This window comes from Gilvimarinus japonicus, from assembly GCF_042847215.1.
In the GTDB taxonomy this organism is placed as follows: domain Bacteria; phylum Pseudomonadota; class Gammaproteobacteria; order Pseudomonadales; family Cellvibrionaceae; genus Gilvimarinus; species Gilvimarinus japonicus.
The window spans coordinates 3,532,210-3,546,225 of record NZ_AP031500.1; the positions used below are offsets into that span (position 1 = coordinate 3,532,210).

Annotated in this window: 10 protein-coding genes; 4 read left to right on the top strand and 6 right to left on the bottom strand. The window is 55.7% G+C overall.

Annotated features, from left to right (window positions below):
- Positions 1–5: 5 nt before the first annotated feature.
- The 6 genes from ACGHAD_RS14945 to ACGHAD_RS14970 all read right to left on the bottom strand — a co-directional run bounded on the left by ACGHAD_RS14945 (position 6) and on the right by ACGHAD_RS14970 (position 9,098).
- The gene (locus ACGHAD_RS14945; protein WP_382417748.1) at positions 6–830 is read right to left on the bottom strand and encodes a glycosyltransferase family 2 protein; all 825 of its coding nucleotides are present in this window, start codon (positions 828–830) and stop codon (positions 6–8) included.
- Positions 790–2,112 (bottom strand): O-antigen ligase family protein, encoded by a 1,323-nt coding sequence (locus ACGHAD_RS14950; RefSeq protein ID WP_382417746.1) that lies wholly within the window; start codon positions 2,110–2,112, stop codon positions 790–792. The genes ACGHAD_RS14945 and ACGHAD_RS14950 overlap by 41 nt, the downstream gene beginning before the upstream one ends.
- Positions 2,113–2,309: 197 nt before the next feature.
- Positions 2,310–3,365, bottom strand: coding sequence for a lipopolysaccharide heptosyltransferase II (waaF, locus tag ACGHAD_RS14955; RefSeq protein WP_382417744.1), 1,056 nt, complete (start codon positions 3,363–3,365; stop codon positions 2,310–2,312).
- A gap of 8 nt (positions 3,366–3,373) precedes the next feature.
- Positions 3,374–4,303, bottom strand: coding sequence for a branched-chain amino acid transaminase (locus tag ACGHAD_RS14960; RefSeq protein ID WP_339615650.1), 930 nt, complete (start codon positions 4,301–4,303; stop codon positions 3,374–3,376).
- Positions 4,304–4,363: 60 nt separating this feature from the next.
- Entirely contained in the window at positions 4,364–7,312 is a 2,949-nt protein-coding gene (gene glnE / locus ACGHAD_RS14965) for a bifunctional [glutamate--ammonia ligase]-adenylyl-L-tyrosine phosphorylase/[glutamate--ammonia-ligase] adenylyltransferase (RefSeq protein WP_382417741.1), read from the bottom strand.
- 22 nt (positions 7,313–7,334) lie between these two features.
- Positions 7,335–9,098 (bottom strand): GspE/PulE family protein, encoded by a 1,764-nt coding sequence (locus ACGHAD_RS14970; RefSeq protein WP_382417739.1) that lies wholly within the window; start codon positions 9,096–9,098, stop codon positions 7,335–7,337.
- Between the two features lie 164 nt (positions 9,099–9,262).
- Here ACGHAD_RS14970 and ACGHAD_RS14975 point away from each other — a divergent pair, with 164 nt between their 5' ends.
- From ACGHAD_RS14975 to argA, 4 genes are all read left to right on the top strand, one after another.
- The gene (locus tag ACGHAD_RS14975) at positions 9,263–9,943 is read left to right on the top strand and encodes a TIGR00153 family protein (protein WP_382417737.1); all 681 of its coding nucleotides are present in this window, start codon (positions 9,263–9,265) and stop codon (positions 9,941–9,943) included.
- A 55-nt stretch (positions 9,944–9,998) separates the two neighbouring features.
- Positions 9,999–11,273 (top strand): inorganic phosphate transporter, encoded by a 1,275-nt coding sequence (locus ACGHAD_RS14980; RefSeq protein WP_339615646.1) that lies wholly within the window; start codon positions 9,999–10,001, stop codon positions 11,271–11,273.
- Between the two features lie 108 nt (positions 11,274–11,381).
- Positions 11,382–12,572, top strand: a complete 1,191-nt coding sequence (gene argE, locus ACGHAD_RS14985; protein WP_382417734.1) for an acetylornithine deacetylase — start codon at positions 11,382–11,384, stop codon at positions 12,570–12,572.
- A complete protein-coding gene (gene argA / locus ACGHAD_RS14990) occupies positions 12,569–13,888 on the top strand; it encodes an amino-acid N-acetyltransferase (protein ID WP_339615644.1) in 1,320 nt (439 codons plus the stop codon). The genes argE and argA overlap by 4 nt, the downstream gene beginning before the upstream one ends.
- Positions 13,889–14,016: the final 128 nt, after the last annotated feature.

The window sequence follows — 14,016 nt, forward strand, 5'->3', positions numbered from 1 at the left end:
CAGGTTCAGGGTGAATTAGGTTTGGGCCGTGTGCGCACCCAAAGATCGGCGTATTTTACAAAAGTCGAGTGAGACATCACCACAGCGATCACAAACCCTTGGCCCCCATCGAGAAAGCCGCGACGTAAAAAATACATCCGAACAAAACAAGACAGCCCGTGACCAATTGCCGACAGCAAAGAACAAGTACGCCCTGCCTCAGCGCGAGCGATTGCCCACTGCTCGGCGTAAAGGGCTGACTTACTAACCAAGTGCCGGACATCATCGTACACTAAATGCAGCAAATCGCCTTCGAGGCGCCTTTCTGGTAAATTTTGAGGGTTGCTCAAACGCTCGTGGACCCGGGTATCATCAAAGCCCGCTTGCGTGCGAGGATACAACCGTGGAATCCAGTCGGGATACATTGCGGTGTGACGCATAAACCGGCCAAAACACCAACTCAGGCGATTGATATAATAAATTGCGGGCCCTGAACAAATGGCAGTTTCGATATTGCTGCGCAGCTCCGGTGTCACCCGCTCATCGGCGTCGATCATAAGCACCCAATCACCTGTCGCCAACGCTTGCGCCCGTTGGCGCTGCACCCCAAATCCTTGCCAGTCGCTGTTAACGACAACACGGGCGCCATATTCGCGGGCAATTTCGACCGTGCGATCACCACTGCCGGAATCAAGCACCACAATCTCGTGGGCAAACTGCAAACTAGCCAAACACTCTGCCAGCTTATTCGCTTCGTCTTTTACGATTAAGACAGCGGACAGTCGGAGCTCGGCTGCTGCTTTAGCGGCCTCACTCAAGGCGTTCACCCGCGAGCGCCGATGCACTGCCATCGGCATTGGCTCCCTTAACGTAAGAGGCGACCGTACGCTGCTCCGCGGCCCGCAGATAAGCCCATAACACCACTAAATAAAACAAATAAACGGTTACGCCACTGTTATGGCGAAAAAACGCTTGAGTCAAACCAAAAGTTGCAATCGAGGCCACCAAAATCATACCGGCGACCGCGTAAGTGTCTCCTACACCACCGCGTACAAACTTACGCGCGAACAGCGTGAAAGGCACTGCATACACCAAAAGCAATGCAAACAGACCCAACGAACCCCGCCGTAAAAAAGCATCTAGGGAATCGCTGTGAACATGATCATAATGACTGATAATAACCCGCGAACGATCATCATCAATCATGCCGGTTAGCTTTTGGCCATAAGCTGACTCACCCCAGCCCAACATTGGCTTCTGCACAGCTAACCTAGTGCCGGCGTTCCACATCTCAAGCCGCATTCCGACCGAGCTATTCATGCGCACACCAGCGCTGTAATCCTGATAATCATCAACCGCACGATCGATACGTGCCTGAACCCCAGTCTGGGGCGTAAAATACAGCACTACCAACCCCACCGCTAATACCGCCAGCGCTAACGCCAGTGTGCGCTTAGGTAAATAGCGCCGATAACCTAAATAGAGCAAAATCAGCATTATCGGTAACGCCAGCCAACCACCTCGCGCGCCCGACACCAAAGATGCCACGGCGCCGGCCAAAGCGGCCACAGCAAGGGCGACCCACCACAGTGTGGCGTGGCGCTGCTGGCGCGCCCAACCGATACCGGTTAAACACAGCCCACCCATCAACAGCGATAAATTACCAAACTGAATCGGGTTCATAAAACCACCAGCGCGAACACGGTCCTCGACAAACATTTGCCACAGTGCCATGGCACCGCCCGCTAACGTCCCCACTATTAGCGCGCCCCACCAATAGCTTTCACGCGGAGGATAAGCCAGTAAAAACAACAGCACCGGGATGGTCAATAAAAACCGACTTGGCTCCTCAAACGAGCTACTCGGTAAATGGTGGTAGGCGCTAATCGATGCTGACACCACCAGATAAAAAAGTAACGTGGCAATCAGCAACCAGTCCGAGCGCTCTAAACGCAGGTGTGGGCGCTTAATTAACAAAATCGGAAAACTACACAGACTCAACAGCGCCGGCGCGTAGGAGTAACCTGAGGGGATAGCGAGGCATAAAGCCACCGCCGCCGCTACTGTGTACGAGGCATAGCGACACAGCGGGGTAAAAGGCGTAACGAAATCAGCGGCGATTGTCGGTTTCATCAATAAATCTTACCTACACCTTTGCATTCATGCTTGTTATTGCACTCAATGCCGTAGCGGCCGGAACATCTGTAGTGACGATAGATAGTGCCGGTCTCCGCGATATCGTTTCGCTGCGACCAGCGCCGGCGTATTGAAGCATAAAACTCAACAGCCTGATACCGAACGAGTCTGCCAAGCTGTGAAAAACTGTAACATCACGGACCAATGGCGCCATCGGTCAAGCCCGCTAAAGCCGTTAATACCCGCGCTGGCTCAAGCTCGCGCAGGCAGCGCAAATGTTCCAGCGGGCACTCGCGCTTAAAGCACGGCTGACACTCCAGCGATTGCGATACAACCGCAACACGATCACTTAACGGAGGCGTGAAATCGGCGGATGTCGAGCCGTAAACGGCCACCAGCGGGCGCCCTAGTGCGGCGGCTATGTGCATCAAGCCCGAATCGTTGCTAACCACTGCGGCGGCGGCGGCCATAAGATCAATGGCGTCAGCCAAACTGGTACGCCCTGCCAACGAATAACAAGCCTTGCGATCGCGCTCGGGGACTTCAGCAATAATAGCCTCGGCCACCGCTCGGTCTTTTTCTGAGCCAAATAGCCACACCTGCCAGCCGGCATCGATAGCGCGCGCCGCCACAGTCGCATAATGCTCGGCGGGCCACTGTTTAGCCGGGCCAAACTCGGCACCCGGGCACAGCGCCAACACCGGCCGCTCGAGTGTTAATTGATATTGCTCACCCAATGCCGGTAGCGCTTCGGGCTCTACGTGTAGCTCGGGGCGCGGCAAAGCCTTTGGCAGTGGCGCGCCCGGCGCAAATGCCAAAGCGGCAAAACGCTCAACCATTAACGGATAGCGCTTGGGGTCGAGTTTGCGGATATCATTGATCAAGCCAAAGCGCATCTCGCCGCGCCAACCAATACGTGTTTCGATACCAGCAAAGACGGGGATTAAGGCTGACTTAAGAGAGTTAGGTAAAATATAAGCGCGGCTATAGCCGCGCTTTGCAAGCGCACGGCCAAGCCGATAGCGTTCGCCCAGCAACAACTGACCGTGCCCCAGAGGCATATCAATACTGGCGGCCACTTCGGGCATGCGCTCGGTTAGCGGCCGGCTCCAGGCCGGTGCCAACACATCGATCTCACTGCCTGGATGCGCTTGGCGCAGCAGCTTAAATAAACTTTGCGCCATCACCATATCGCCGACCCACGAGGGGCCGACAATCAGGGTACGTCGAGCCGAGCTGGAGTTACTCACAAAGATAATTAACCGGCAATGGGGGCCAGCCAACCTTTGTGTTGTGCCAAGCGGCCTTTAACGGCATCAAAATATAAGCCTTGCAACTCGGTCGTCATCGGTCCGCGCTTGCCTTCGCCAATCATACGGCCATCCAGCTCGCGAATCGGCAACACCTCGGCCGCAGTACCGGTAAAGAAGACCTCATCGGCAATATAAACTTCGTCGCGGGTGATGCGTTTTTCGCGCACTTCATAACCGCACTCAGCGGCTAGGGCAAAAATTGTGTTGCGCGTAATGCCGTCGAGGCACGATGTCAGCTCAGGCGTATAGATAATTTTGTCGCGAATCACAAACACGTTCTCGCCACTGCCCTCGGCCACATACCCTTCGTTATCGAGCAGCAGTGCTTCTTCGCAGCCGCTGTCGAGCGCCTCTTGCAGCGCCAACAACGAGTTGATGTAGTGGCCGTTAGCCTTTGCCTTACACATGGAGATGTTCACATGGTGACGCGTATAGCTTGAGGTACGAACTTTAATGCCCAGATCCCGAGCCTCAGGGGACATATACGAGGGCCAATTCCAGGCGGCCACCATGACATGTACTTTCAGGTTGTCGGCACGCAAGCCCATGCCTTCGGAGCCGTAAAAAGCCATCGGCCGCAAGTAGCTCTCTTGCAGGTTATTTTCACGCACCACAAGCTTTTGCGCTTCGTTAAGCTGCGCTTTATCAAACGGCAATTTCATACGCATAATATGCGCCGAGCGGAACAACCGGTCGGTATGCTCTTGCAAGCGGAAAATACAAGTGCCGTCTTCGGCAGTTTCGTAAGCACGAACCCCTTCAAACACACCCATGCCGTAGTGCAAGGTGTGGGTCAGTACGTGTACCCGCGCATCGCGCCAAGGTACCAGTTCGCCATCCAGCCAGATAACGCCGTCGCGATCGGCAAATGACATAGCCAACTCCTAAAAAATTTACAAAATATAAGGGAAGGGCGCGATGCCCCCAACGAGCGGTTAGGCTTGATCCGGGCTCAGCATTAGTTGCTGCCACAAATCACTTACTTGCTGACGCTCGGCGGTGAATTCATCTGCGCCTTGCAGTACCGCCTCCTGGCGCTGTAACGCAAGGCGGTGTCCGGTGGACCGATAAGCCTTGTAGGCTTCAATCAGTTGGGCGACTGTTTCAGCGGTCATCAGACCGACCTGCTCCAGTGTCTCCAGTATACGGATGTTGTCCGTGTACTGGGTAAGCTTGGGCGCTTTTTGGGCCCACGCCAAAACCGCATATTGAACCATAAATTCAATATCGACGATACCTCCAGCATCCTGCTTCAGGTGAAATAGTTGCTCCTTTTTATTTGAGGAGCCAAGATGCGCACGCATTTTCTCGCGCATCTCAATCACATCGTGGCGCAACGTCGGCTCATCGCGCCCGCGGGTGAGAACCGCTTCACGCACTTTTTCAAAGCGCCCGGCCAATGCCGGATCACCGGCAACCGGTCTGGCTCGCACAGCCGCCTGGTGCTCCCAGGTCCAAGCTTCGGTAAATTGGTATTTCTCATAGGCCGCCAGCGACGTCACTAGCATGCCGGAATTGCCGGATGGCCGCAGACGCATATCCACCTCGTACAACTTACCCGACGGCATTTGAGTGGTGATGATGTGAATAATGCGCTGACACAAACGCGTATAAAACGTTTGGTTATCCACCGATTTTTCGCCATCGGTGCTACCCTGAGTGTCGGTGTCATGGATAAACACCAGATCTAAATCCGAGCCGTGGCCCAGCTCGATGCCGCCAAGCTTGCCGTAACCGACAATAATTAGGTTGGGTTCACGCTCTTCTGAGCCGTCTTTGCGGCAAGGGAAGCCGTACCGGGCGACCATATTTTCCCACGCCAGCGCTAATACGTGCTCTAAAATCACCTCGGCAATATAGGTGAGGTAATCGCTCACTTTCATCAAGGGCAAAGCACCGGTAACCTCACTGGCGGCAACACGTAGCGCGTGGGCCGAGCGAAAATAGCGCAGCGACTCCATGTGACCCTCAAGGTCATCCCAGCTCATGCGTAACACTTCGCGCCGCATTTCATCGCGCAGCTCATCTTTACCCGGGGGGGCATAAAGACTTTCAGGGGTGAGCAGCTCGTCCAGCAAAATGGGGTGTGCAGCAAGCTCATCGGCAATCCAAGGGCTGGCCGCACTCAAACGCACCAACTGCTGCATGGCGGTAGGGTTTTCAACCAGCAACACCAAGTAAGCGCTGCGCCGCGCCACGGCCTCAACAAACGGCAACACCCGCTTCAAGCCTTCGGCGGCTTCGATTTCAGGGGCCTGATCCAACGCGTGCAGTAAACGCGGCATAAAGGCGTCCAATCGGGTGCGGCTGGATGCCTGCATCGACAGCACCGGACGACTTTGGCGCAAATCGTCCAGCAAAGCGAGCACGCGCTCGGCGTTAACCCAGTTCGCCACCGTTAACACCTCTAGTGCTTGCTGATCAGAGTCTGATACCTCCCATACGCTAAACCACGCATCCAACGATTCGCTGTCCACGTCGTGCTCGGCATCAGGGTCGGCAATCACCTCCTGAAACTCTCGATTAACCAGCGCGCGATGCCCCTCCAGGGCGGCGGTAAAGCTCTCCCAATCGGAATACCCCATCACCACCGCCACGCGCAAACGATCAAGCTCATCTATCGGTAGCGATTGCGTCTGACGATCTTGGTAGCCCTGAATTCCGTGCTCGGTATTGCGCAAAAACACATAGGCCTCAAGTAGCCCGGTGCCGCTGCCCTCTGGTAAATACTTTTCCTGCTCTAACAGGGGCAACAATTTGCACACCTGACGCTCGCGCAACGCCAAATCGCGCCCACCGCGAATCAACTGAAACAACTGCACCACAAACTCGATTTCGCGGATACCACCAACGCCAAGTTTGACGTCCAAGTCCATGCCTTTGCGTTGCACCTGACGGTTAATCAGCCCTTTCATGGCGCGCAAGGACTCAATCACACTAAAGTCGACGTATTGGCGATAGGTAAAGGGCGCCAGTAACTGCATTAACTCAGCGCAGGCACTCTCGCCCCCGGTCACCCAGGCCACGGGCCGCGCCTTGATCATGGCGTAGCGCTCCCAATCGCGCCCCTGCGACTGATAGTAGCTTTCCATGGCGTCAAAGTTTTGCACCAGTGCCCCGCTTTGCCCGTGCGGCCGTAAACGCATATCGACGCGAAACACAAAACCATCGGCGCTGTTAGTATCTAAACTCTGAATCAGCTTTTGCCCCAACCGGACGAAAAACTCTTGGTTGCTTAAGGTTTTTTTCTCGCCGTTAGTCTCGCCCGCCTCGGGGTAGGAAAAAATCAAATCGATATCGGAGGAAACGTTTAGCTCGCACGCGCCCAGCTTGCCCATACCCAACACCACCAACGGCTGCACGGCGCCGGATTCCTGCCCGACGGGCTCGCCAAAGCGCTCAGTCAAGGCGCTGTAGTGCCAATTAAGGGCCCCATGGATCATCGTATCGGCCAGTGCCGACAACTCGGCCGTGGTTTCCGTCATACTCGCCGCGCGGGTAAAGTCACGCCAGATAATACGCACCATGGCGCGATTGCGCTCCAACCGTAGCGTCCGGTCTAACTCTGGCTGATCAGCGCAGGCGGCAAGCCGGCCCGACAGTGCCTGGATATCGTCTGAGGTCTGCGGGCGAAATAAACCATCACTCACCAAAGCGATCAAATGGGCGGGGTTCACGCTTAGGGTTTTCGTCACAAACTCACTGCACGCCAGCACGTAACGCAGCTGTGCCATAAACTCGCTAGCATCGGGCGCACCTTGTATACCATCAATCAGAGCCGCCGGCTCACTAACGCTTTCGCGAACAAGCGCGTTTTGCAGGCTTTCTAGACAGTTATCGGCACTGCTTGATAGCGGCGCGGGTAGCTTCCAACGGTCGGTCATAGTTACTCCTAAGATCTGCGCGTTATTGCGGTGGGGCGACGCGCAGTACTTCTTCTAAAGTGGTGAGGCCGGCGGCAATTTTTTGCGCGCCGGATAACCGCAGCGTGCGCATCCCCTCACGCATAGCTTGCTTGCGCAGCGCCTGCAGATCGCAACCTTCGGTGATTAACTGTTTTAGGCTATCGGATAGCACTAGGATTTCAAAAATCCCCTGCCGTCCCAAGTAGCCGGTATTACGGCATTCAAGGCAGCCCACGGGGCGGTACACCAGCTCTGGCATGTTAACTTTCCAGGGCATCACCAATGCGCCCCACTCTTCACGGGCGATACTGCCGGGCTCTTTGCAGTGCGGGCACAGGGTACGCACCAGCCGCTGGGCCATCACCCCTAATAAAGTGGCATTAATAAGGTACGCCGGCACGCCCAAATCCAGAAGCCGGGCAATGGTTGCAGGAGCATCGTTGGTGTGCAAGGTAGACAGAACCAAATGCCCGGTAAGCGCCGCCTGCACCGCCATTTGCGATGTTTCCAAATCGCGCATCTCGCCCACCATAATAATGTCCGGGTCCTGGCGCATTAGGGTGCGAATGCCGGCGGCAAAATTGAGGTCGATTTTGTGATGAACCTGAGTCTGGTTAAAGCTCTCTTCCACCATCTCGATGGGGTCTTCGATGGTGCTGACATTCACCTCGCTGGTGGCCAATTTACGCAACGATGAATACAGCGTGGTGGTTTTACCCGAGCCGGTGGGGCCGGTTACCAGCACAATACCGTTGGGCTTGTTGGTCATGCCCTCCCAGCGCGCAAAGTCTTCGCCCACCAGGCCTAAATCGTGGAAGCTTCTCAGCAGTACCTCTGGGTCAAAAATCCGCATCACAAGCTTTTCGCCAAATGCGGTGGGCAGAGTAGATAACCGCAACTCTACCTCGCTGTCGTCACTGCGGCGGGTTTTGATGCGGCCATCCTGAGGCTTGCGCTTCTCGGCGATGTTCATGCGGCCCAAGACTTTAAAACGGCTAACCACGGCCATGGCCACCGAGGCGGGCAGCTCGTAAACATCGTGTAACACGCCATCAATCCGAAACCGGATGCGCGCCACCTCACGGCGTGGCTCGATATGAATATCACTGGCGCGCTGATCGTAAGCATATTGTAACAACCAATCGACAATATTAACGATGTGCTTATCGTCAGCGTCTGGGTCGCCTAAGGTTTTCAGCTCAACCAGTTGCTCAAAGTTAGTGGCCCCAGAGGCACCTGGGCCACCGCTGGCACCGGAAACCGAGCGCGCCAAAGTATAAAACTCTATACTGAAGCGATCGATATCGGCCGGATTGGCGAATACCCGCCGCACCCGACGACGCGCGACATGCTCCACTTGTGGCTCCCAACCGGCCACAAAGGGCTGCGCACAGGCGATCACCACCTCGTCGGGGGTCACATCAACGCACAAAATATTGTGGCGTTTGGCAAAGGCATAAGAGACCACTGAGGTCACTTGGGAGACATCAATTTTGAGCGGATCGATATGCACCACCGGTAAATTGGCGCGCTCGGCCAACCAGTGGGTTAAGGTTTCACTGTCGAGCAGTTTTCCCGGCCGGCTCAGATCTTCAACCGTCTGGCTGGCAATGTACGCTAACGGATGCATGGCGGCTTGCTGGCGATTGCGGTTAGCGCCCTGTAGCAAATTGGCGTCTTCTTGGCTCATTCGCCCAGCATTCACCAAGTCGTTCAGCAGCGAGCGCAAATCCAGCACCCGGTCAGTCGCTACCTTTTGCGTCATACCTTACTCCGTCAACCTTCATGTCAGCAGCGATTGTAGCGTGCATCGACAGCGGCCGTCACGGCGGCTTACAGCACTCTTTGATCACAAATATGCCCTAACGGGTGACCTGACGCACAGATATTTTTATACTGCCCGCTTATTTTGTACAAGGAATACACTCTATGCCCCTTGGTAACCCCTTTTCCAACATGTTTGGACGCTCGCCCATCAAGCCTATGCAGGAGCATATGGCCGTTGCCGTTAACGCCTCAAGTAAGCTGGTAAGCTTTTTTGAAGCCGTCATCAGTGATGACTGGGAGCAGGCTCACGCCACCCAGCAAGCCATCGTCGAGCTTGAACATCAAGCGGATGACATGAAAAAGCAATTGCGCCTGCACCTGCCCAAAAGCTTGTTTTTACCGGTGCCGCGTACCGACTTGCTCGAGCTGCTGAGCATGCAAGATCGCATCGCCAATAAAGCGCAAGACATTGCCGGCATCATGCTCGGCCGCAAAATGCGTATCCCTGCCTCATTGCAACAGTTGTTTATCGACTTTGTTCAGTCCGGTCAGCGCACCGCCGAGCAAGCACTCACCGCGATTAACGAGCTGGACGAGCTGCTTGAAACCGGCTTTAGCGGGCGTGAACTGACGCTGGTAGAGGACATGATTGAAAAGCTCGATCAGTACGAGCGCCAAAACGATGCCTTGCAAGTCGAGATTCGCTCCGCGCTCTTTAAACTCGAATCTGAGTGGCCGCCTGTCGATGTCATGTTTCTGTATCAAGTCATCGACTGGATTGGCGATTTGGCCGACCGCTCCCAAGCCGTTGGCAGCCGCCTGCACCTGTTGCTCGCGCGCTGATATGCGGCGGTACGCCGCCTGAATTTGCACCAATAATACTACTGGGGATACACACATGACCGTTATTGCAGAATACGGCCAGATTCTTTTAATACTCGCCTGCGTATTTGGGCTGTTTATGGCCTGGGGGGTTGGCGCCAACGATGTGGCTAATGCCATGGGCACATCGGTAGGCTCCAAAGCGCTGACTATTAAGCAGGCGATTATTATCGCCATGATCTTTGAGTTTTTGGGGGCTTACCTCGCCGGTGGCGCCGTCACCTCGACCATCCGCAAAGGCATTGTCGATCCGGCGGTTATGTCCGGCTCGCCTGAGCTGCTGGTCTACGGCATGTTATCGGCACTCTTAGCCGCGGGCACTTGGCTGCTTATTGCCAGCATCTTGGGCTGGCCAGTTTCCACCACCCACTCGATCGTCGGCGCTATCGTCGGGTTTGCCGCAGTGGGCATTTCGGTAGAGGCCGTGGCCTGGAGCAAAGTGCTGTCTATCGTCGCCAGCTGGGTGGTTTCGCCAATGCTCGCGGGGACCATGGCCTTTTGGATATTCCGCTCCGTACAGCGGCTTATACTCAACACTGAAGATCCGTTCTCGTCCGCCCAGCGTTACATCCCATTTTACATGTTCGCCGTGGGTTTTTTGATCGCCATGGTGACCATTCTTAAGGGCCTCAAGCATGTCTTTAAAGACTCCGGATTTACCTTAAGCTTTCTCGAGAGCGCCGGCATCGCAACTATCCTGGGTTTAATCGTAGCGGGCGTTGGGGTGTATTTTTTACGTCGCATCAAGCGCGACAAGGCGAACGAATCGGGCAACCGTTTTGCCAGCGTTGAACGCCTGTTTGCTATCCTAATGGTCTTTACCGCGTGCGCCATGGCGTTTGCCCACGGCTCTAACGATGTAGCCAATGCGGTTGGTCCGCTGGCGGCCATTATTAACGTAATCAAAACTGGCAGTGTCACCGTCAAATCAGCCATGCCCAGCTGGGTTCTGCTTATCGGCGGGGTAGGTATCGTCATTGGCCTTGCGACTTACGGGTTTAAAGTGATGGCCACCATTGGCAAAAAAATCACCGAGCTTACCCCGAGCCGCGGTTTTGCCGCCGAGCTTGCTGCGGCGGCCACTGTGGTGCTCGCTTCAGGTACCGGTCTGCCTATCTCAACCACCCATACGCTTGTGGGTGCGGTGTTAGGGGTCGGCATGGCGCGCGGCATTGGGGCACTTAACCTGCGGGTGGTTGGCTCTATTTTTATGTCCTGGATCGTCACCTTGCCTGCGGGCGCCGGCCTGGCCATTTTGTTCTTCTTTATGTTTAAAGGTATGTTTGGTTAACCGCCTCAAGCGTCTCCCAAGATCACCGCCAAGAGCCCGCCCATGCGGGCTCTTCTGCGTTTGCCCTAGCTGTATTACACTCTCGGCTCACCCTCTGAGAGCCCGAGTATGACTTTTGATTTAAAACGCTACAGCAATGCGCTAAGCCGCCTAGTCGCCCAACGCTCAGTGAGCTGCGCGCTGCCCCAGTGGGACACCAGCAATAAAGCCGTTATTGAGCAGCTTGCCGAAGACTTTACCGAACTGGGGTTTCAGATTGAGATCATTCCAGTACCCGAGCACCCCGGCAAATACAATTTGCTCGCCACCTTAGGGCGCGGTGAGGGCGGCTTAGTGTTTGCCGGCCACAGTGATACCGTGCCCTACGATGCCCAGCACTGGAGCTCCGACCCTTTCACCCTGACTGAACGCGAAGGCAAGCTTTACGGGCTGGGCGCTACCGATATGAAGGGGTTCTTTCCCGCAGTGATGGAGGCCGTGCGGGATATTGATGCCGCCAAGCTACAAGCCCCGATTATCGTGCTGGCTACGGCGGACGAAGAAAGCAGCATGAGCGGCGCCCGTGCACTGCTGGACACAGGCGTCGCCCCGGGCCGCTATGCGGTGGTGGGCGAGCCAACTGGCATGCGCCCTATCAATATGCACAAAGGCATCTTGATGGAGTCTATTCGGGTCTTGGGAAAAAGCGGGCACTCATCTAACCCCGCGCTCGGCAATAGCGCACTAGAGGCGATGCACGAAGTAACCACCGAACTCATCCGTTACCGCCAAGAGTTGCAGTCGCGCTTTCACAACCCCGGTTTTGCTGTGGCCGTGCCCACTCTAAACTTAGGCTGTATCCACGGCGGCGATGGCGCCAATCGTATCTGTGGCGAGTGCGAGCTGCATTTTGATTTACGCTCAGTCCCGGGGATGCATAACGACGAGCTGCGCGCCGACATCAACCGCCGGCTGGCGCCGATCGCTGAACGCCGCGAAATTGATATTGTTTTCTCGACCCTGTTTGAGGGCGTCGACCCACTGCTGCAACCGCGCGACAGCGATCTTATTCGCGCCTGTGAAGCACTGACCGGAGCCTCAGCCGAGGCGGTGGGTTTTGCCACCGAAGCCCCTTTTTACCGACAGCTGGATATGCAGGCGGTGGTAATGGGGCCGGGCTCGATTGATCAGGCGCACCAACCGGACGAATTTATTGCCATCGAACAATTGCCGCCGGCTATTGACGTACTACGTTCGCTTATCCATCATTTTTGTTTGGGCTCAGCGCCCACCACCGCTAACCACAAAGGCCAAGCATGAGCGTGAGTAATATTCAGGACTATGTGAAATGGTTTCGCCATTCGTCGCCCTACATCAACGCTCACCGCGGTAAAACGTTTGTGGTGATGCTGCCGGGCGAAGCACTTACGCACCCCAATTTTGGCCACATCATTCACGATTTAGCGCTGCTATCGAGCTTAGGAGTTCGTCTGGTACTGGTACACGGTGCGCGGCCGCAAATTGATTTACGCTTAAGCGCCGAGCAGCGCCCGCCCGTGTTTCATCGCAACTTACGTATCACTGACAGCGAATCGCTGCAGGGGGTTATGCAGGCCATTGGCGAGGCGCGCATCACCATGGAGGCGGCGCTCTCTACCGGGCTACCCAACTCCCCCATGCACGGCGCACGCATTGAGGTCGCCAGTGGCAACTATGTGGCGGCCATGCCTCACGGGGTAATTGACGGCGTTGATTTACAGCACGCCGGCAAGGTGCGCCGCATTAACGTCCCGCAACTGACACGGGCCTTAGATGCCGGAGCTATCGCACTGTTGTCGCCTTTGGGCTACTCCGCCACCGGCGAAGTTTTCAACCTTACCTACACTGATGTTGCCACGCAGGCCGCCATCGCCCTTAAGGCCGACAAACTCTTAGCCTACTGCGATACCGACGGCGTTACCGATGCCCAGGGGCGGCTGGTGCGCCAATTCACTCTGCCGCAGTGCAAACAACACTTGAACGAGAATATCGGCCAAACCAGCGAATTGACACAACTCGCGCTTGAAAGTGCCTATTTAAGCTGCCTACAAGGCGTACAGCGCGCCCAGCTGGTGAACTACACCACCGATGGCGCACTGCTGGCCGAATTATTCACTCGTGACGGCCAAGGCACCATGGTCTACTCGGGTCACTACGAGCAGCTGCGCGGCGCAACAATTGACGATGTGGGCGGCATTTTAGGGCTCATTGAGCCGCTCGAAGCCGAGGGCATTTTAGTTCGCCGCTCCCGCGAGCTGCTCGAAACCGAAATCACTAAGTTTAATGTTCTCGAAAAAGACGGCACCATTATCGCCTGCGCTGCCGTCTATCCCTTTGGCCAGGTGGCCGAGCTGGCCTGTGTCGCCACTCACCCCGAGTACCGCAAAGGCGGCCGCGCGGCACAGCTGTTAGAGCAACTAGAGCGGCGCGCGCGCGACAGTGGTATCGACACCTTATTTGTATTAACCACCCAGACGGCGCACTGGTTTTTAGAGCACGGCTTTGTGCCAGGCGCCATCAACGATTTACCGCTGGAGCGCCAGTCGCTCTACAACTACCAGCGCGGCTCAAAGGTATTTTTCAAAGATATTCGCTAACGTCACTAACCCGCAGCAAATCGACCGCGTCTCCTGACCTGACGGCACCATTCTGTTATGCTTGCCGGTTAGAATTTATCCGGCACTCAGCCCCACGGCTGAGTGCCTTATCTGATAGTGTTAAACGG